This window comes from Bacteroides fluxus YIT 12057, from assembly GCF_000195635.1.
Lineage (GTDB): Bacteria > Bacteroidota > Bacteroidia > Bacteroidales > Bacteroidaceae > Bacteroides > Bacteroides fluxus.
The window spans coordinates 1-19,748 of the sequence record NZ_GL882611.1 but is presented as its reverse complement, the minus strand read 5'-3'; the positions used below and the strand labels follow the sequence as shown (position 1 = coordinate 19,748).

General features: G+C 43.8%; 17 protein-coding genes. 15 read left to right on the top strand and 2 right to left on the bottom strand.

Annotation, left to right across the window (positions count from 1 at the left end):
• Positions 1-8: 8 nt before the first annotated feature.
• Positions 9-893 (bottom strand): shikimate dehydrogenase family protein, encoded by an 885-nt coding sequence (locus HMPREF9446_RS02325; protein ID WP_050797276.1) that lies wholly within the window; start codon positions 891-893, stop codon positions 9-11.
• A gap of 268 nt (positions 894-1,161) precedes the next feature.
• Here HMPREF9446_RS02325 and HMPREF9446_RS02320 point away from each other — a divergent pair, with 268 nt between their 5' ends.
• Together HMPREF9446_RS02320 and HMPREF9446_RS19510 are read left to right on the top strand one after the other, a co-directional pair.
• Positions 1,162-2,031 (top strand): AraC family transcriptional regulator, encoded by an 870-nt coding sequence (locus HMPREF9446_RS02320; protein ID WP_039968292.1) that lies wholly within the window; start codon positions 1,162-1,164, stop codon positions 2,029-2,031.
• Positions 2,032-2,528: 497 nt separating this feature from the next.
• A complete protein-coding gene (locus HMPREF9446_RS19510) occupies positions 2,529-2,645 on the top strand; it encodes a DUF4372 domain-containing protein (RefSeq protein ID WP_458692656.1) in 117 nt (38 codons plus the stop codon).
• Here the strand turns inward: HMPREF9446_RS19510 and HMPREF9446_RS19505 are convergent.
• The gene (locus tag HMPREF9446_RS19505; protein ID WP_458692655.1) at positions 2,631-2,765 is read right to left on the bottom strand and encodes a hypothetical protein; all 135 of its coding nucleotides are present in this window, start codon (positions 2,763-2,765) and stop codon (positions 2,631-2,633) included. The genes HMPREF9446_RS19510 and HMPREF9446_RS19505 overlap by 15 nt on opposite strands.
• Before the next feature lie 72 nt (positions 2,766-2,837).
• On the opposite strand from HMPREF9446_RS19505, the gene HMPREF9446_RS19270 reads away from it, so the two are divergent.
• From HMPREF9446_RS19270 to lgt, 13 genes are all read left to right on the top strand, one after another.
• Entirely contained in the window at positions 2,838-2,984 is a 147-nt protein-coding gene (locus HMPREF9446_RS19270; RefSeq protein ID WP_009123777.1) for a transposase, read from the top strand.
• A gap of 223 nt (positions 2,985-3,207) precedes the next feature.
• Positions 3,208-3,804 (top strand): DUF3575 domain-containing protein, encoded by a 597-nt coding sequence (locus HMPREF9446_RS02315; protein ID WP_009123776.1) that lies wholly within the window; start codon positions 3,208-3,210, stop codon positions 3,802-3,804.
• A 33-nt stretch (positions 3,805-3,837) separates the two neighbouring features.
• Complete coding sequence (locus tag HMPREF9446_RS02310; protein ID WP_009123775.1) at positions 3,838-5,322, top strand: DUF3868 domain-containing protein; 1,485 nt, start codon at positions 3,838-3,840, stop codon at positions 5,320-5,322.
• A 67-nt stretch (positions 5,323-5,389) separates the two neighbouring features.
• The gene (locus HMPREF9446_RS02305) at positions 5,390-6,916 is read left to right on the top strand and encodes an Mfa1 family fimbria major subunit (RefSeq protein WP_009123774.1); all 1,527 of its coding nucleotides are present in this window, start codon (positions 5,390-5,392) and stop codon (positions 6,914-6,916) included.
• A 135-nt stretch (positions 6,917-7,051) separates the two neighbouring features.
• Positions 7,052-8,020, top strand: coding sequence for a FimB/Mfa2 family fimbrial subunit (locus HMPREF9446_RS02300; RefSeq protein ID WP_039968291.1), 969 nt, complete (start codon positions 7,052-7,054; stop codon positions 8,018-8,020).
• A 77-nt stretch (positions 8,021-8,097) separates the two neighbouring features.
• Positions 8,098-9,354 (top strand): hypothetical protein, encoded by a 1,257-nt coding sequence (locus tag HMPREF9446_RS02295; RefSeq protein ID WP_009123772.1) that lies wholly within the window; start codon positions 8,098-8,100, stop codon positions 9,352-9,354.
• Between the two features lie 51 nt (positions 9,355-9,405).
• Complete coding sequence (locus tag HMPREF9446_RS02290) at positions 9,406-13,002, top strand: FimB/Mfa2 family fimbrial subunit (protein ID WP_009123771.1); 3,597 nt, start codon at positions 9,406-9,408, stop codon at positions 13,000-13,002.
• 468 nt (positions 13,003-13,470) lie between these two features.
• Positions 13,471-14,319, top strand: a complete 849-nt coding sequence (locus tag HMPREF9446_RS02285) for a helix-turn-helix domain-containing protein (protein WP_039968290.1) — start codon at positions 13,471-13,473, stop codon at positions 14,317-14,319.
• Between the two features lie 34 nt (positions 14,320-14,353).
• Positions 14,354-15,013 (top strand): hypothetical protein, encoded by a 660-nt coding sequence (locus HMPREF9446_RS02280; protein ID WP_009123769.1) that lies wholly within the window; start codon positions 14,354-14,356, stop codon positions 15,011-15,013.
• A 141-nt stretch (positions 15,014-15,154) separates the two neighbouring features.
• Positions 15,155-16,288, top strand: coding sequence for an OmpA family protein (locus HMPREF9446_RS02275; protein WP_009123768.1), 1,134 nt, complete (start codon positions 15,155-15,157; stop codon positions 16,286-16,288).
• Positions 16,289-16,649: 361 nt separating this feature from the next.
• Positions 16,650-17,753, top strand: coding sequence for a redox-regulated ATPase YchF (gene ychF / locus HMPREF9446_RS02270; RefSeq protein ID WP_005833927.1), 1,104 nt, complete (start codon positions 16,650-16,652; stop codon positions 17,751-17,753).
• A 15-nt stretch (positions 17,754-17,768) separates the two neighbouring features.
• Complete coding sequence (locus HMPREF9446_RS02265; RefSeq protein WP_009123767.1) at positions 17,769-18,719, top strand: ketopantoate reductase family protein; 951 nt, start codon at positions 17,769-17,771, stop codon at positions 18,717-18,719.
• Between the two features lie 67 nt (positions 18,720-18,786).
• Complete coding sequence (gene lgt, locus HMPREF9446_RS02260; protein WP_009123766.1) at positions 18,787-19,641, top strand: prolipoprotein diacylglyceryl transferase; 855 nt, start codon at positions 18,787-18,789, stop codon at positions 19,639-19,641.
• Positions 19,642-19,748 lie beyond the last annotated feature (107 nt).

The window sequence follows — 19,748 nt, the reverse complement described above, 5'->3', positions numbered from 1 at the left end:
TATCTTAATTACAATCCAAGTACCTTTTTGAGTTCGTTACGCATGACCTCGGCATCCACATCCACACCTGTCCAGTATTTCACGGCTATTACAGCCTGATTGACAAGCATATTCATGCCCGGAAGTACATGGTGGCATCCATGTGCTATTGCATCCTTGACAAAATGGGTGTATGCAGGGTTAGGGATACAGTCAGCTACGACCATGTGAGGCAGAAAGGTGTCAGAATCCATGTTCAGACGCTGATCTACATTCGGATAAAGTCCTACGGAAGTGGCATTGATCACGATGTCCGTGTCTACCGGAATCTGGTAAGAATGATTCCATAAGACGAAGTCCGCCTTGGTGGGCGTCTTGTCGTTTAACAAATTGACCAGTTCCTGCCCTGCATCATCAATGTTCAAAACAGTAATGGATGCAGCTCCCGCCAGAGCCATTTCTACACTGATGGCACGTGCAGCCCCACCGGCTCCGAACAGCACCACCTTTTTGCCCGGAATAGAGGTCACTTCCGAAATGGCTTTCACAAAGCCTTTCCCGTCTGTATTTTCACCTCTGGTCCTTTTGTCTTTTCCAATGATGACTGTGTTGACAGCCCCGATAATTTTAGCAGAGTCTCCCAACTCGTCCAGATATTGTATAACCTTGATCTTGTTGGGAATTGAGCAATTGAATCCTCTCCATCCCATGGCCTTAGCTCCGTTTACGGCAGCTTCCAGATTATCCGGTCCCACCTCACAGTTGATATATCTGTAATGTATATCGTGATGTTTGAAAGCGGCTTCCATAATAGCCACAGTAGGATTTTCGGACGCGGGTTTTGCAAATGAACCGACCAGTCCCGGCAAAAAATCGGGAGCCGGGGTGTAATTTTTTAGATCATTGATACTCATAATCGGATAATTATATTGGTTACTAAATTCTACAATTCCAGGAAGGCGGGACATTGTACCGTTATCTTACTTTTGTCCGGCATAGGTAGTCTATTATTCCGTTTGAATCCAAGAGCGTACCGTCCATATCGGATGCTATCAGTTTATTATTCATACCTTTAAATATCAATCTTTTGACTTTGCAAAGGTAGGGCATATTTTTAATATATAATTCTATTATATTTGCTAAATACTTTCTTATATTTGCAGAAATAAAACAGAAGAGAATATGGGCATACTGGAACGTAAAATTATCCATGAACGGACAACATTGTGTAGTCACATTCCTTATCCTCAATTCGTATTGCCTCGCCATAAGCACATCGAATATGAAATTATGCTGTTTACACGAGGAAGTGGAAAACAGTTTGTCGGAGAAGGGGTTCTTGACTATCAGCAGGGCGACATTGCATTAATCGGTAGTAATGTGCCACATTTGCATCTTTGCAATGCTAAACTGAATCCTACGATGGACTTTGATTTAAGTGCCGGAGAAGCTTTGCAGTTCCATCCAATAATATTTCCTTTCAATTTAGAGGATGTTCCAGATTATCAGTGCATTTATCAGTTGCTTCAAAAGAGCCAATATGGGATACGTTTTTATGATAAAGAGTTATTTGAGGAATTAGGACAACGGTTCCAAGAAATTGATTATTATGAATATACCCATCGGATAATAGCTCTCCTTCAAATCTTGGAGCGGTTGTCTGCATGTAAAAATACGAAACTTTTGTCCGGTACGGCATACAGTAGTACGAATTCTACCGTAGAAGCCAATGAACCTGTCAGTAAAGTATATACCTATTTATTCAACCATTATAAGGAGAAAATCACATTGCGAGAAATAGCCGATTACGTTAAGCAAAATCCATCAGCATTATGTCGATATTTTCGCCAGCGGACAGATAAAAGTATTTTCCAATGCCTTGCGGAAATTAGAGTGGAACATGCTTGTAAGTTACTATCATATTCCAATTTGAGCGTCTCTCAAATAGCCTACGAATCAGGGTATGGTAATGTCCCATATTTTATCAAACAATTTGAAAGCATAACTCAACGGACCCCGAAAGAATATCGTACTCAAATAGAAAAATTATAAAAAACTTTAGAATAATAAAGGAAAAGTTTGTAGCCTTAATTTCTTTTGAAAATATCTTTTTGAAAAAGTTTAATAACTAATACAGTAATGTATTGATTGAGACGATAACAATCCTCTCGAATCTTGCTATATTTCCTTATCTCTTTTTCCTCAAATAACAATTTCCTCATTTTTATTACCCCGTCATGACTTGCCCTTGCGTGGTTCAGGGGAGCGGATACGAGCAAAGTGAAGCCACTGACAAGGCATAAAATTTTGGATGAAGTGATTGTTGGTCGGCTTTGTGGTCTATGTAGCAGTGCATTTCGTGTGTGCCTTTATCAGTGGTATGACGATTGGTTTGGGTGGTGTGTTACCCATGTTGGTAGTTTTTTCGGTGGTGGTTTTCCTCATCCGTGCCGTGTGGAGCATCTTTCCGCTTTCCTTTCCCTTTGCGTGCTCGCTCTTTTCATCCTTGCTTTTTGCGTGATGCTCTAACAGAATATGATAGACTCCATATGAACAAAAACAAATATGTCTTCGCCCAGTTGGTTGAAATTCTCGATAAAGATAAGTTTCGTCACTTGGTTGACAAATACAATGGTAATCGATATGTCAAGTCATTCACGTGCTGAAACCAACTTCTTGCACTGATGTTTGGTCAGCTTAGCAATCGTGAAACTTTGCGCGATGTAGTCGTGGCGCTGGAAGCGCATCATACCCAATATTATCATCTTGGAATGGGATGAAATCATATTGCTAAAACAACATTTGCTTCAGCCAACCAAAATCGAGATTACCGCATCTTTGAAGATTTTGCATTCTTTATGATGGAGCAGGCTCGGAAGAAGAAAGGTGGTGTAAAAGCTCATGTGTTGTATAGCCTAGAAGCACAAGTTCCAGCATACGCCCACATCTCTACAGCATCTGTACACGATTCAAAAGCAATGAAGTTTAAGAATAGCCGTACCTAAGTTTGAATTTGGGTGCGGCTTTTATTTTGTGTGATTGGTGCATTAAAGTATATAATTGGGTAATTTTCGTTTTTTACACATGTTTTTAAAAAAAAGACTGCTTTATATAATTATATGTCTAATGCGTATAACAAAGGCGTTGTTCTGTATTTATAACTTTGCAGCGTCAAAATTAATACTCTAAAATAGAGCTTTTTAAACCCAAAAAACAATCAGTGACAATATGAAAAAAGCATGTCTTTTCTTTTTCCTACTATTCAATCTATCTGCTTTTTCACAGAAGATTGCGATAAAAAATAATCTTGCATATGATGCTTTGTTGACCCCTAACCTTTCGTTGGAGTTTTCATTAGGAAAGAAATGGACTTTGGATACCCAGGTAGGTATGAATTTCTTTTTTTATGAAGATAATGCCATGGCAAGCGGTTACAAGACCAGTAAATGGAGCCACTGGCTTGTACAACCCGAAATAAGGTACTGGACTTGTGAAGTGTTCAACGGATGGTTTTGGGGACTTCATGCACATGGTGGACAAATGAATGTGGGAGGTATAAATATTCCTTTTGTTCTTCAGAATCATCATAAGGAGATGAAAGCTCACCGCTATGAAGGTTATTTCTATGGTGGAGGTATCAGTACCGGCTATCATTGGATTCTGTCTAACAGATTCAGCATGGAGGCCTCTATCGGAATTGGATATGCACGCGTAAAGTATGACAAGTTTAAATGTGGTTCCTGCGGTAAGAAGGCAGGCAAGGGAAGTGCGGATTATTTGGGTCCCACAAAAATTGCCGTATCGGTCATCTATATGCTCAAATAAATCTCTTTATATATAAACATAAAAAAATAATCAATGAAACCAATATTATATTATGTGAGAATTCTATCTGTTCTGGGATGTGCTTGTTGTATATCCCAGCCGGGTCAAGCGAAAGACAAATCCCTTAAGAGCAATGTTCTGCGTTTGGAATATACAAACATGAAGACTGAACGTAGCGGTGGCGGGGAAACGCTGACAGTCTCTTTTGATGTGGCTTCCACGCTCCGGCTAGGTTCTCAGGAGATTGTCTATGTTTATCCTTCTCTGGTTTCCTTTGACGGTAAGATAAAGAGGGAATTCGCTCCCTTGTGTATATCCGGAAAGAAAAGATACAGAGCTGTTATGCGCAAAAAACATCTTGACGGTGACATGGGAACATTACCTTCCGTAGAGAAAGTTTACAAATTCGGCAGCTTTAAGAAGTCCGGGACTTCCTTTCAAGAAACAATACCTTTTGAACGCTGGATGGCGTCGGGACATCTCTCTCTCCGTGAAGAGATATACGGATGTGCAGAATGTGGCAAAGGCATAAATGAATCTGATATACCGGTGGCAGAACTGAAACTTTTCGGTCCTGCAGATTATGAATACATTTTTTATACTCCTGAAAAGGTGGAAATAAAATGTTATGAGGAAGAATTTGATTGCAAAGTCACTTTCAAATCTGCCGGACACGAGCTGCTCCCTGATTTTGGAGAGAACAGGGAAGAACTGACCCGTTTGGACAAATTTATATCCAAAGGGCTTCAGATCAAAGGAGCCAAGCTCCATGAGATACATATTACCGGATACGCCTCTCCGGAAGGTGGTTTTATCTACAATAAACATTTGGCGGAACGTCGTACCCATACGCTTTCCTATCACATATTGAGCAAGTATCCCCAGCTCAAGAAAGCTCCTGTATACGAGGCCGAGGGAGCCGGTGAAGACTGGCAGGGGCTAACGGATGCCATAAAAGCGTCTTCCATGGCATACAAGGATGAAATATTGTCTGCGATTCAGAAATATGATACTGACGTGGAACGGGAAGCGACCATCCGCTCTCTGGGGGGGGGAACAGTCTATGCGGAATTGCTTGCAACGGTTTATCCTGCCCTGCGCCGTACCACTTTCCGTATGAAGTTTGATGTGCGTCCCTATACGGATGAAGAATTGGAGGAGGTGTTTGCCACTGTTCCCGGGTGTCTGAGCCAGTATGAAATGTACAAGTTGGCGCAACAAAATGTCAAATGCGGAAAAAGTCCTGTGGGTGTATACAGGAAAGCCTATGAACAGTTTGCACTTGATCCTTTGGCGGCACTCAATTATGCCAGTGCCCTTTTAAAATATGAAAAGGATGCGGACAGGGCTTTGCAGATATTGGAAACAGTAAAAAGTGACAGTCGTTCCGTTTATCCCATGGCTGTTGCCTATGACATGAAAGGAGATTGGCAGAAAGCGGAAGAATTGTTGAAAGAGGCCTGGAATCTGGGAGATGAACGTGCCAAGGATTTCCAGAACGGAAACAACGATAAGTAAAGATATAACTCATATACCCAAATAATTAAATTATTTATTTACCAAACATTTATTAATAATTAAAGTTATGAAAGTAAACAATTTATTTTTAGCAGGAGTTGCAGCCTTAAGTTTAGGCGTGACAGCTTGTAACAATGAGGACGTTCCTTCAATGGACAAACCAACTGAAGGGACGACATTTGCGGGAATGTATATTTCCGCCATGAAAGACAATGCCACACGGGCGGTAAATGACTCACAGGAAGATTATGAGGGGAGAGAAGAAGAATCCAAACTTGCAACATTGGATCTCCTTGCTACAGGAACACTCAAAAGCTGGGACTTCGCTACAAGTGAAGGGGAAAATAAATTCTGGGAAACAGGGGCCAATTCCGGCACTTTCAAGGTTTCCCCATGGCAAACAACTTCCGGAAGCCAATCCATGGCTCTCTTATTCAACAAAGGAAATATTGTCTCAAATATTGCCACGGCATCCACATTTGTGTATGGTAGCACGGCCTCTGCTATGGATGATATTGCGGCTCTTTCTACAGATGCCAAGTTTGTAATGACTTCAAAAGTCGAACAGAAGGACATAACAGACGGTATTGACGAGACAACGGTCAAAAATGGTACAGGTGAGAGTGACAATGTTTTTTCATTTGACGTGGAGCGTGTAGTGTCACAAGGTCTGGTAGCCAAAGCCACCACCCTGAACGCTGAGACTGCCGATGGTAAAGGCAAGGTAGATATTGACAACATCACCTATGCAGCTGTCAACGGTGCGGCAAAAACTTACCTTTTCCGTAATAAAGCCGGAGAACGCACGATAACAGTAGCCGACGGTCTTTATAAGGATTTCAAATCAGCTATTGATGATTATGCCGATTTCCAAAATGCTCAAGACCCTTCAGGTCGAGCAAAAGAATATTTAATTCGTTTGGGAAATCTTGCATCAGCATCTGATAACAAGACAAACGATGATCTTGGAAATTATAAAGCAATTTCTGTCGCAGCAAGTACCGATGCCGCAAAAGGAGGAAGAGGTATTTATTTCTTAGAGAATTCTGTGGACAAGAATGAATTCACATCCCAGAATAAAGATTACGGTTTCTACCGTTTGGCCTATGCCAAAGTATATGCAACATATACTCCTAAGGAAGTATGGCATTGGGAGAATGATAAGCTGGTCAGCAAACCGGGTGTTCAAGGAGAGACATTCTTCCGCGGTGAAAATGACGGTCTTATCTATGCATCCAAGGAGGCAGCAGAAAAAAGCCAACTGGCCCCGAATCAGAAAGCCTATACATATACTGATGGAAAATGTGCCTACCGTGCCTTGTGGAATCGTCAGACAGATGATACGGAAAAGACCGTCGTGAATGCCGATGCCCGTCGTAATAATACTTATATGTTGACTGTCAAAGCATTCCAGGGATTGGGAATGCCATGGGATTCTTCCGACCCCAATGACCCGAACCTGCCCAAACCGACAGATCCTACGGAACCTGAGAATCCGGACAATCCGGACATTGAAAAAGAAGAAACATACATGCGTGTTGAAGCCAAAGTCCTCCAATGGAACCTCGTCTCACGTGAAGTCGTTCTTGATTGACGTCTTGACAAAACAAGTTTTGTTGCAATTATTGGCATGACTGTAGGGAGGGGGATTTTCCCTCCCTCTCCCTATCATAAAATGGAATAATACCGATACCAAACTTTTAATGTAAAAAAATATAAACTATACCAAATGAGAATCAAATGCATATACCCTGCCACGTTGTTCGTGTTACTGGTCTGCTGTCTTATGGGATGTAATTTATCCGTATTTGATGACTTGAGCGATTGTCCGCAAGGTGTCAATTTCCAATTCTACAGGCAGACCCCTTGCGAACAATTTCCCAGTTATCCGTCAGAAATCAGACAAGTCCGGGTATTTGCCTTTGATGACAGAAATGTACTGGTGGGCGAATTCTCCGATATGAAAGCCGTTCTTTCGGCGGATTATTTCCTGTCCGCTACATTCAGCTATTCAGGCAAACTCACATTTGTGGCTTGGGGCGGCAACGACCTTTCCGCCTATGACTTCACTGCTTTTGAGAAAGGTGTCACCACCAAGCAGGAGATGCTGGTCTCGCTGCAACTGGAAAACAAACGCATTTCTTCAGCTCCCGGAGCTCTTTATGTGGGACTTGCCTCCGCATGGCTGGACAGTCCGGAGGACTCGGGAAGCGTTTACGAGCGGGTGCCCATCAGCATGCACGAACTGACATACCGAATACATCTTACCGTCGAGTCCATATCCGCCCCGTTTCCGAATGATGAGGATTTCATCGTGAAGATAGAGGACGACAACGGCGTTTATGACTTTGAAGGGCAAATTGTCCCTTGCGAGCGTTTTGAGTATACGGCTGTAGCTACACATGACAAGGAAGGGCGTTTAAAGGCCGATTTTACGCTGATGAAATTGGATGAAGGCAGGAATGCGCTCCTGTCTGTTATCAACAGGACAACCGGAAAGCTTCTCTATCGGGCCAATCTGGTAGAGGATATCATCATGTTTCGGGAAGATTCGGGCGAGCCTCCCTACAGCCTGGAATGTGACCATGATTTTCCCATTACTCTGAAACTTAAATATGAGAAAGGAACATGGGTGCTGACACAGGCAACCGTTTTGGACTGGAATGTAGTTTACCGTCCTGTAGATCTTGAAAACTGATATAGCACGGTGTGGATAAAAGCACTTGTTATCCCCTGACTTAAAAATAGAGTTATAATATTTCGTAAAAACAACAGATGATGAAGAACAGAACTGTGACAAGACTGTTAATGGCTACTTGTATAGCGATAATACAACTGGCAGGATGTTCGGCGCCTAATGAGGAAGAATACGGCAGATCTGACTCTGCTATCCCTATCCGTATCGTGGCGGAAATAAGCAACAGCGGAGTTACCCGGGCGGTAAGAGGCGGCATGCGTGCGTCCGAGGAATGGAAAGAGGATTATATCGGTGCTGAGGAATATGAAAAAACAATCAGACATATTCTCCTATTCGCCTACAAACACGGCGAGGGCACTCCGGTGAAAACCATATTTTATCATCCCCAAGGTACGGTAAATCCGCTTGACGGCATAACCGGCATTGACCGTTTTGAGGTGAGGGAGTCCGATAACACACAGCTTTCCGATATTGCTCTGGATCTGGAATTGATGGCCGGTGAGTATAATTTTGTGTTGCTGGTAAATTGCGAATCCGGTTTGAAAACAATCAGGGATGATCACGTCATTCCCGATCCGGCAAGACTGACGGAGGCAACCGGGATTTTTACTTCTGACGAGCTGAAGGGTGAGAGCCGTAAATATCTTCCCATGATTGGTCAATGTAATGTGCGTGTACCGGAAAATATTCCGGGAAATGGCAGGGTTCCCCTTTCTCCCAATGTCCTTCTGGAACGTGTACATGCACGTATCGAGTTCATTCTCACGACCGCTGATGAGAGTGGTGAGTATCTTTCACCGTTGCTGCCATTGTCCAGAGTTACCAAACTCACTCTAAAAAACGAATCCACCGGTTATTCCCTGCTGCCTTCTGCCGGGGAATACACCGCTACCGGTAACGGCAATCCTGATATCAGGGGAGCCAGATATGCAGACAACCTTCCGAACGGTGTTGCTTCTCCGTTATTGCCGGAAAGGGAAAGTTTCCACGATGGGGCCAATGAGGAGGGCTCCCCATCTTTCATAGCCAGATGTAAGAAGAGGCTGCTTCCTTATACAGGAGTCTACCCAAAGTATATCTATGTGGCTCCCGGGGAGTACAGCAGCGAAGCATTGACATTGTCACTGTCAGTTCATTATCCTATTGATGAGCCTGACAAGACATATGAGATTCCACTTTATAATCCGGATCTTGACCGGTCGGACAATGCGTATCACAATATCCGCCGCAATACCGTTTACCGGATCTTCTCCACACTGAAAGGACCTGACAATATAAAATTTGACATTGTCGTGGACAATTGGGAGGATGTCAATGTGGACATTCCCTGGTAGCGGGACATCATTATCAATAACATCAGGAAAATAGTTTTAAGAATAAAGCATATGAAATTCAGACACTATACTTTGATATTCGCTTTTCTGGCGACAATTATCGGGATACCCCTTATACAGGGGTGCAGTGACCCTTTTGATGAATTTAGAAGAAACGGGGTGGAAATGCCGTCTGACGGCAAATGGATACCTGTCAGCCTGTCATTTGAAGGTTTAGGACTTCGTAATCCCCTCACCCGTTCCCTTACTCCGGAGGGTGAGAACAGCATGGATATGGACAGGATTAGAGTGCTTGTATTTGATAAGGACAAAAAGTTCTCATATGAGGCCAAGGTGACATCCTTTACCCCCTCCACTGACCCTGATGACCACAAGAGCAAGGGGAAAATAACCCTTTTGGCGAAGAATACCCCTTCGGATAATACCAGCACTTTTGTAATGCTTGCAAATGTCAGCCGGTCAGAAGCGACAGTCGCGGACGCTTTGGCCGGAAAAACAAAGGAAGAGGTCATGGAACTTTTCACTTATGACATGCCTGAAGACGGGATTTGGAACAATGGAGACCTTCCGATGTGGGGTAGTTCCGCAGCGATTACGGTCGACCACAATTCCGGTGCCGTCCCGACGCTCGGCACCATCTATATGATCCGTGCCGTGGCGCGTGTGGACGTGGGGCTCAACCTGAGCAGTACGTCCGAAGGGGCTGCCGTGTTCGACGAAAAGGCCAAGGGCATTGAAGGTATCAAACTGACCAAGGTTTATTTTTATAATACCAATACAGAAGGGCGGGTCGCTCCTTTCGAGGATGAAGCAGTTTGGGATGAGGCAGGAAGAAAAGCGAAACAGCCTTCCATCCCCGCTCCTGCCCCAACGGTGACAGGAAAGATCGACAGGACATCCTCCATAGCGGAAGAGAAGATACTTCTGCGTGAGGTGTATGTTCCGGAAGCCGTCAATACTCCTACAAAAGCCACACAAGGAGCCAATGGCGAAACCCTTCCGGAACAGGATATGGAAAATTATTTGAAACGCCCGTATATTGTGGTCGGACTTACCGGTGCTGACAAGAATCGTCCTGACAAGGAGACTTTCTTCCGGATAGACTATTTAAAACGTACAGGTACCGAGGCATCCGCTACATATGAGTATCTGCCCTTGTTGCGTAATCATCGTTATTTGGTGAATGTCACGGAAGTGGGCGGTCCCGGATTCGAAACGGAAGAGGATGCAAAAAAAGGCCCCGCTGCCAATATCATGTATAATGTCGTAGTATGGAACGAGTCTACCATGTCCAACGTTCAGTATGACGGACAATATATGTTGGGGGTCAGCAATGACCAATTTACTTTCTATAGGGAGGGAGGAAGCCTGACAGCGAAAATACAGACCTCCTGGCCCGAGGGATTCACGGTGAAAGGTCTGCCTGCATGGATCACTTATTCCGTGGCTCCTGCAGATCCGGGCAAGACAGCTCCGACTGACGAGCAGATTGTCACCTTTACGGTCTCGGAACAAGTGGATGCGGACCGTACATGGCCGGAAAAACAGGAGGATGCCCAGAATGAATTGAAAACCGCCTATGTGGAGGCAGGACGTATGAAATGGTTCCTTAGTTTTGAGCAGTCAAAGGATATGAATGTTACTTTGCAGATTTTTGCAGATGAAGCTTGCAGCCAGCCTTTGGAGTTTATAGAGATCAGCCAGTATGGCGAGAATTATGGACAGGGCGATAAGGTGGTCATTGATAATGGCAAACAGCTTACGGCCGAAGAAGCGGGTGCTAAGGTTACATTCTATGTAAAGACAGAGCCACATAATCTGGAACCCCAGTTCCATGCAGAATCCCTTAACAGGTTTAATATTGAAAAAGTGGACCAACTTGCCGGAGGAGTATGGAAATATACTGTGACCGCCCCTGATATTACGGATAATGAGGAGTATTTTGATAATTTCAATACAGCTTACACCTGCAGCATTACACATATGGCTACAGGCAAAAGTGCATCGGCAAAACTTAGTCTGCTGCAGAAAGAATACAATGCGATTCCTTACTATGGCCGGAACATGTCCCATACTTTGCTGGAAGAGGCTCAGGGAATATATGTAATGGACGGTCGGCAGAAGGAATACTATGTAAAAGCGAATAGCGAATACGTTATAGAGATGCTCTCTGCAGAAGCCGACAATGGGCAAGGTGCGGTAATACCAACGTTTGCAGATTTCCATGATCGGAATCCGAGCCTTTCAGGTACTCCTGTGCCCTTTACGCCGGTGGATGATCTGACTGATCCAAAACTTTTTTCGGGTAAAGCGAAGTTCAAGATTTATTCACCAACAGGGCTGTTTCCTGCAAGAGAGTTCACCATTCAGCTGATTTCCGGTATCATGCAGCCTGAAGCGAATACATATATGGTGAAGAAAGGTTCTAAACAAGGAATACTGATTCCTGTTTCCCGTGTAAATACGGCATATGATTATTATAAGAAACTATTGGATCATGATGCGGACTTTACCGGTGACGCGGAGCAACTTTTGCCGGGAGACAAAGAGGAGTTCATGCTTAACAGGCTGGATGATGACGACGACTGGACGGTCAATATCGTATGGACAGATATAAATAAAAGCGGAGATACCCCTATCCAAAGAGCAGGTCTGGAGGTCTTGAAAGAACTGGGCGGAACCGGACCGAATTCTTATATTTATTTGCAGGCCGGAGATATGGCAGGCAATGTGTTGATAGAATTACGCAGTGGAAAGCTGGAACGGAGACAGACTCTTTGGAGCTGGCATATCTGGATTGTGGACGAATATCCTACGGTAAAGACACTTAATAGGACCGGAGGAGATGGAGCGGTACAAGTCAAACTGATGTCACATCTTTTAGGAGCATACGAAGAGCCCAAGTCTTCCTATAGCGGGGATGCTTATCGTGAATTCGGCATGCAATACCAGTGGGGAAGAAAAGACCCTTTCCCTTCATATGATGTATATGTGAATGTACCTTTTTATGACGGTGATGGCAGACGATTTGATTTTATTAAAAATCAGAAAGGAGATCGAGCCGATTATGGTAGGCAGAATGCCTTGCAGGCAGCGGGAGGAACTTTGACAATGAAAGCTTCCATTGAGAATCCAAATACGATTGTGTCTCATCAAAGTTTCTGGCAGTACGAACTGTTCCCCCATGCTAATGTAAGTTATTTCAAGGCACGGTGGGTGTTTTTATATCCTTGGAACAAGCCTGTCGATAACGGCAGTAATCCCCAGGCTGTGGGGGGAAAGACCGTGTTTGACCCTTCCCCGTACGGATTTCGGATCATGTCTCAGGACGAATCTGTTACTTTAAGATATGCATATTATAAAGGTAGCAGTTCTTCAGACGGTTTGATAACACCTCTGCCCGGAAGTATTTATGATGGTTCTTTTATGAACGGTAACTCTGGTAGCAAATCATGTATATTTGCTGTTTCACAGGCAAATGGTAATGCACATGCAGGGCGTTATCTGCTCAATTCACTGGGTTCATGGGGCGGTTGGACTTCAGAGTCCAATAATAGCACACTTTACAGGCGTGCCATGACTTACTCTATACGTCCAGTGGTTGATTCTGAAGTGACGGATGATTATACAAAATATCTTCCCAAATAGACAATGGGAGGTGTGTCAAAACTGATAAAAGAACGCAAATTACACAAATTACGCAAAAAAAGCGAATCTGATAATCGCTGATTATCAGTAGTCATTAAAAAGCAAGGGGGGTAATTTGTGTTATTTGTGTTCTAAATCTTTATTTTGACACACCTGCTATATACAGCTTGGTCAATAAGTTATTCCATTGTTGTTATCCTGTATCCTTCCCATATATCATAGTCCCTGTTCAATACATGAATAGCGTTGAAAGAGTTATTCGTGCATTATTAATTGTATTATACTTCAATAGCATCTTGTATAATGGGATAAAAAACAAAAGAACTGCTTTGATTATTTATCCCCAATTATATCCAAAGCGTTTGTTATGCATTAAATGTACATAGATTAATTATGTCTTTTTTATGCAATTTAATGTCTTTTTTATATAAAACAAGTGCTATTCCAGTTTGTTATTATTAAAAAAACATGAAATTACTATATCTAAATGAACATTTATCCTGTCTGAACTACCAAATGAATCCAGATATGGGATTTGCTTATCATCAATTGAAAAAGGATGACATGTATCAGATTAACAACAGCAAGTCATCATGCAGCCTTTTTATGATTGAAGGCGAGGTTTGTGTTAATTCAGGAGAATATGAGGGTTTGCGAATTATGCAAGGACAAATGATATTTATACCTCAAAATGTAGAAATCCGGATGCAATCCACAATGGAATCGAAGTGCATTCTTTTATTTTGGGACAGGAATGTAAGTGTATGTGACAAGCTGTTTTTGGGTTCGCTTCCTGTTTCTGACAAGGATATGGAAGCGGATGATCTCATTCTTCCCATTAGGAAAAATCTGATGAAAGTGCTGGATTCTATTGGTACGTATTTGGAGGCTGGACTGCTTTGCAAGCATATGCATTTATTGAAACAACAGGAAATACTGCTTGTGCTAAAAGGGTTTTATACAAAAAAAGAGTTGGCTGCTTTTTTCTCCACATCAACCAGTATCAGACAACATTTTGAAAAGTTTGTTTTGGAGAATTATAAAAAAGTGAACTCAGTTAAAGAATTTGCCGATTTATATTATGTTTCAGAGCGTTCTTTCAGTCGGAAGTTTCATTCCTGTTTTGGAGAAAGTCCCTATAAATGGATGCAGAAGAAAAAAGCGGAACGAGTCTTAGAAATGATTTGTGACCCGGAACTTTCCTTTCAACAAATAGCCAGAGAGTTCGATTTCAGCTCACCTTCCCATCTTACTGCATACTGCAGGAGAATGTATGGGATGCCTCCCACCCTGTTGAGAGAAAAAAGTAAAAAATAAACGGATTTTTTAATTACATTACGACGGGAGAATTATGGAATATTCAAAAAATGATTTGCATAGTCAGAAAACAGGTGGCGCCTTTCTGGAACTGCCTACAATCTGCATTCCTGTATACAAGGAAATCATCAAAGAAATGTCGGAAGTGATAAAGGACGTCCGGGTACGGGATGTTTTTTACTCCCTCCTGACAGGGAGTGACGCCCAAACCGTTTCCAGAAGAACAGGTATCGCTCCCAGAAATTTGGCATATATGTATAAGAAAGGAATCCGGGAGGTCTATTCGGAATGGAAATCTTATTCCGAATGGAAGCGGGAACTGGCTAACGCATATGTCAGATGTAGAAATTACAAGTCACTTCTGCTAAGTCCTCAAGACATTTCCAGACAGAATTTCAGGAATGTGATAATAGCTGTCAGGGATCAGGATATTCCATCAGAGTATGTGGACTTGTTGGTTACCCCGTTGGGAAAATTGGGAATAAACTTCCGAGTTTTGCGAGCACTTAGAAAATACAATATTTACCTTCTTGAAGATCTTTTGCGATTTATAAAATACAATGGATTTGATGCCCTGCGTACAATGTCCGGTATGGGAGTCAAGTCAGTAGAACAGTTGTATGAAAAATTGAAAGACAAGAATATTCTGGAAAACAAAGAGACCTGTACCTTGTTCCGTTATCTCTTTGTCTAGAATGCAAGAAAACAAAAATATTTATACCTAAACATTTACAATTGTCATAAATTTGATTGATATCCTGTCCCTATTTTCTAAACGAATAAATATACTGATAATATGGGATAATTCCCTTATGTTTAATTAAAAACAGAAATTATGAAAAAGAACATTTTAATTTTATGTATGTTTGGAGTGTCTGCCCTGACCGTAAATGGACAGACTTTATTGAAAGGAACAAAGTTTACGGACAACTGGTCTGTCGGAATCAAAGGTGGAGTGACCACTCCTTTGACACACAGTGCCTTCTGGAAAAATTCCCGTCCCGCTGTGGGTGTTGAGCTGTCAAAACGGATAACACCGGTTTTGAGCTTGGGGACTTCAGCCATGGGATATATCAATACAAGTAGTAGCAAGACGGCTTTTGACGCTTCGAATATTGAACTTTTAAGCAAGTTCAACATAATGAACCTTTTCGGTGGTTATCCCGGAACACCCCGGACATTCGAAATGGAGGCTGTAGCCGGAATAGGCTGGCTTCATAGCTATGTCAATGGCACGGGAGATGCCAACTCCTGGGGTACACGGTTGGGAATGGATTTTAACTTCAACATCGGGAAGGAAAAAGCATGGGCGATCAGCCTGAAGCCTTCATTGGTATACGATATGGAAGGTGACTTCAACCGGCACAAGAGCCGTTTCAATACCAACAATGCACACGTTGAACTACTCGCGGGGATTACCTATTATCTGAAGGGAAACTCCGGCAGACACCATTTCACCTATGCAAAGGAGTATGATCAGGCAGAAGTAGATCGCCTGAATACCGACATCAACAATCTGCGTAGTCAACTTTCAAACAGCCGGAAACAAATTGAGGATGCCTCCAATCGGGCGGACATGCTACAGAAGCAGTTGAGCGAATGTCAAAACAAGAAACCAATCATTGAAACTATCGTTGAAAAAGCCAAGACATTGGAGTCTATTGTCACTTTCCGTCAGGGTAGTTCCAAGATTGACGCTTCACAGTTACCCAATGTGGAACGGATAGCTTCCTACATGAACAGACATCCTGAATCCAAGGTTGTCATCAAGGGATATTCCTCACCGGAAGGAAGTATTGAGGTGAATGAGAGAATTGCCCGTGCGCGCGCCGAGTCTGTCAAATCCGTCCTTACGAAAAAATACCGTATAGCCGCTTCACGCATTACTGCGGAGGGGCAAGGTATAGGGGATATGTTTTCTGAACCGGACTGGAACAGGGTTAGTATCTGCACTTTGCAGGAAAAGTAATAATATATAGGACTATGAGTTCTCGTGAACTACAGTATAATCTGCAAAAGGCTTAAATATCAAAGATTTCATATAATCCATGGGTTATGATGCAGATTATAATCCACCTAAAATGTAGCCAGTTGCCAATCGGTAACTGGCTTTTAGCATGCATCGAAAAGTAAAGATTGAGGGAACGGTGCACTGACAAAATCAAGCATTTTTCCGTAAGTTTGCCCGGTAAGCATTTTTTTTGCTTAAAAAAGCGAAGATAGGACGCACCTCAGCATAAAAAATGAACGAGTTCATTTTATTCTACCTCCGGTTTGCACTATCTTTGCATCCAATTAACTGAACAATAACTAAAAAACAAGATAACACTATGGCATTAAAAGCTGGTATAGTGGGCCTTCCCAACGTAGGAAAATCCACTCTTTTCAACTGCTTGAGCAGCGCAAAGGCACAAGCGGCAAACTTCCCGTTCTGTACAATCGACGCCCAGATGGGGCAAGTGTCCGTACCCGACGAACGACTGACGAAACTCGCCGAATTGGTTCACCCGGGACGTATCGTACCCGCCGTGTGCGACATTGTTGACATTGCCGGACTGGTAAAAGGTGCCAGCAAAGGTGAGGGACTCGGCAACCAGTTCCTGGGCAATATCCGTGAATGTGATGCCATCATCCACGTACTGCGCTGCTTCGACAATGGTAATATCGTCCATGTGGACGGCTCAGTGAACCCCGTGCGCGACAAAGAAATCATCGACACCGAGTTGCAACTGAAAGACCTCGATACAGTGGAAAACCGCATCAAGCGCGTAGAGAAGATTGCCAAAGTAGGCGGTGACAAGGCGGCAAAGATAGAGTATGAACTCTTGCTCCGCTACAAGGATGCCCTGGAACAAGGACAAAGCGCCCGCACCGTCATCCCGCAGAACGACGATGAGGAACAATGTGCCAAGCAGATGTTCCTGCTTACTACCAAGCCCGTGCTTTACGTCTGCAACGTAGATGACGTCAGCGCCGCCGGTGGCAACCAGTACGTGGAGCAGGTGCGCGAAGCCATCAAGGGCGAGGATGCCGAACTTATCATCATCTCCGCACAGACCGAAGCCGACATTGCCGAACTGGAGACATACGAGGAAAAGCAGATGTTCCTCGAAGACCTGGGACTGAAAGAAAGCGGCTGCAACCGCCTAATCAAGGCTATCTACAGCCTGCTGAACCTTGAAACCTTCATCACTGCCGGAGAGATGGAAGTAAAGGCATGGACCTACCGCAAGGGATGGAAGGCTCCGCAATGCGCCGGTGTCATCCATACGGATTTTGAAAAGGGATTCATCCGGGCAGAGGTCATCAAGTATGAAGACTATATCAAGTATGGCAGCGAAGCCGCCGTACGCGAAGCGGGAAAGCTGGGTGTGGAAGGTAAGGAATATGTGGTGCAGGATGGGGACATTATGCACTTCCGCTTCAATGTGTAATGATATTCACTACAGATGGTAAACAGTAATTTAAAATACCTCATCGCAGGTACCGGCGGCGTAGGCGGAAGCATCGCCGCCTTTCTTTCATTATCCGGCAAAGAGGTCACTTGCATTGCCCGCGGCGAACACCTTGCCGCCATACGAGGAAACGGATTGCAACTGCACTCCGATTTGAAAGGCGAACATACACTGAAGATACCCGCCTATACGGCAGAAGAATACACTACCCTTGCCTCCGCATCTACGGACTACCAGGCCGACGTCATCTTCGTCTGCGTCAAAGGCTATTCCGTAGATTCCATTACGGAACTAATCAAGCGTGCCTCACACGAACGTACAGTGGTCATCCCCATCTTGAATGTTTACGGAACCGGTCCCCGTATTCAGCGTTTGGTACCCGGCGTTACGGTACTCGACGGCTGCATCTACATCGTAGGCTTCGTATCCGGACGGGGAGAAATCACGCAGATGGGAAAGATCTTCCGGCTCGTCTATGGAGCACACCGCAACACCATTGTTTCCCGTGAAACATTGGAAACCGTACAGCGTGATTTGCAGGAAAGCGGCATCAAAGCCGAAATCTCCGACGACATCAAACGGGATACATTCGTCAAATGGTCGTTTATCTCCGCCATGGCAGTCACCGGAGCCTATTATGACGTACCCATGGGCGAAGTGCAGAAACCCGGCGAGGTACGCGACACCTTTATCGGACTGTCACAAGAGAGCGCAGCTTTGGGCAGGAAATTGGGTATAGAATTCAAGGAGGATATAGTAGAGTATAACCTCAAAGTAATAGACAAACTCGCCCCCGAAAGCACCGCCTCCATGCAGAAAGATATGGCCAAAGGACACCAGAGTGAAATACAAGGCTTGCTTTTCGACATGATTGCGGCTGCAGAAGAACAAGGCGTTGAGGTACCGACGTATAGGATGGTGGCAAAGAAATTCGAAAAAGGATGAGTAAACGAGATAATTTCGTACCTTTGTCACAGAAACACCGACTTCAGCAACTTTAAAGAATATTCGTATGCTACCACTCCTCTCCATCAACTGGAATCCAGAACCTGAATTGTTCAATCTCTTCGGCCATCTCCCCCTGCGTTACTATGGCCTGCTATGGGGTATCGGAATTTTACTTGCCTGCATCATTGTACAGCGCGAATACCGGGACCGGAAAATCAGTGACGAGAAATTCTCTCCCCTTTTCTTTTATTGTGTCATAGGCATTACCCTTGGAGCAAGGTTAGGGCACTGCCTGTTCTATCAACCGGAATATTTTCTGAATCACCTTTGGGAAATGATACTCCCCGTCAAGTTCCTGCCAAACGGAGAGTGGCAATGGATTGGCTACAGAGGACTTGCCAGCCATGGAGGTACTCTGGGACTGATCATCGCCCTCTGGCTCTATTGCCGCAAGACAAAGTTACACTACATGGATGTACTGGATATGATAGCCGTAGCCACTCCCATCACCGCATGCTGCATCCGCCTGGCCAATCTGATGAACTCTGAAATCATCGGTAAACCGACTGACGTCCCCTGGGCTTTCGTCTTCGAGCGTGTCGATATGCTACCCCGGCATCCGGCACAACTTTATGAAGCAATCGCCTATTTCATCTTCTTCCTCGGAATGGCGTACCTATACAAGCTAGGACAAAAGAAACAAAGAACCTCATCACCCTACTACCATCGCAGTTTCTTCTTCGGACTCTGCCTGACGGAAATATTCACTTTCCGCTTCTTCATCGAATTCTTGAAAGAGAACCAGGTGGACTTTGAAGACGGCATGGCATTGAACATGGGACAATGGCTCAGCATTCCATTCATTCTCATCGGAATCTACTTCATGTGCTTCTACGGCAAAACGCGAAAGCACAGATAATCTTTCGAAGAGAACGGGCTAACAAGATAATTTCATACCTTTGTTGCGGATAATCCCGTAATTCAGTAATTTAATTCTGATTCTCCGCAAACACACCTAATATTTTT

What these genes read in the sequence shown, in the direction of transcription:
- HMPREF9446_RS02325 (WP_050797276.1), bottom strand. Translation starts at nt 893, where the DNA reads ATGAGTATCAATGATCTAAAAAATTACACCCCGGCTCCCGATTTTTTG.
- HMPREF9446_RS02320 (WP_039968292.1), top strand. Translation starts at nt 1,162, where the DNA reads ATGGGCATACTGGAACGTAAAATTATCCATGAACGGACAACATTGTGT.
- HMPREF9446_RS19510 (WP_458692656.1), top strand. Translation starts at nt 2,529, where the DNA reads ATGAACAAAAACAAATATGTCTTCGCCCAGTTGGTTGAAATTCTCGAT.
- HMPREF9446_RS19505 (WP_458692655.1), bottom strand. Translation starts at nt 2,765, where the DNA reads ATGATTTCATCCCATTCCAAGATGATAATATTGGGTATGATGCGCTTC.
- HMPREF9446_RS19270 (WP_009123777.1), top strand. Translation starts at nt 2,838, where the DNA reads ATGATGGAGCAGGCTCGGAAGAAGAAAGGTGGTGTAAAAGCTCATGTG.
- HMPREF9446_RS02315 (WP_009123776.1), top strand. Translation starts at nt 3,208, where the DNA reads ATGAAAAAAGCATGTCTTTTCTTTTTCCTACTATTCAATCTATCTGCT.
- HMPREF9446_RS02310 (WP_009123775.1), top strand. Translation starts at nt 3,838, where the DNA reads ATGAAACCAATATTATATTATGTGAGAATTCTATCTGTTCTGGGATGT.
- HMPREF9446_RS02305 (WP_009123774.1), top strand. Translation starts at nt 5,390, where the DNA reads ATGAAAGTAAACAATTTATTTTTAGCAGGAGTTGCAGCCTTAAGTTTA.
- HMPREF9446_RS02300 (WP_039968291.1), top strand. Translation starts at nt 7,052, where the DNA reads ATGAGAATCAAATGCATATACCCTGCCACGTTGTTCGTGTTACTGGTC.
- HMPREF9446_RS02295 (WP_009123772.1), top strand. Translation starts at nt 8,098, where the DNA reads ATGATGAAGAACAGAACTGTGACAAGACTGTTAATGGCTACTTGTATA.
- HMPREF9446_RS02290 (WP_009123771.1), top strand. Translation starts at nt 9,406, where the DNA reads ATGAAATTCAGACACTATACTTTGATATTCGCTTTTCTGGCGACAATT.
- HMPREF9446_RS02285 (WP_039968290.1), top strand. Translation starts at nt 13,471, where the DNA reads ATGAAATTACTATATCTAAATGAACATTTATCCTGTCTGAACTACCAA.
- HMPREF9446_RS02280 (WP_009123769.1), top strand. Translation starts at nt 14,354, where the DNA reads ATGGAATATTCAAAAAATGATTTGCATAGTCAGAAAACAGGTGGCGCC.
- HMPREF9446_RS02275 (WP_009123768.1), top strand. Translation starts at nt 15,155, where the DNA reads ATGAAAAAGAACATTTTAATTTTATGTATGTTTGGAGTGTCTGCCCTG.
- ychF (WP_005833927.1), top strand. Translation starts at nt 16,650, where the DNA reads ATGGCATTAAAAGCTGGTATAGTGGGCCTTCCCAACGTAGGAAAATCC.
- HMPREF9446_RS02265 (WP_009123767.1), top strand. Translation starts at nt 17,769, where the DNA reads ATGGTAAACAGTAATTTAAAATACCTCATCGCAGGTACCGGCGGCGTA.
- lgt (WP_009123766.1), top strand. Translation starts at nt 18,787, where the DNA reads ATGCTACCACTCCTCTCCATCAACTGGAATCCAGAACCTGAATTGTTC.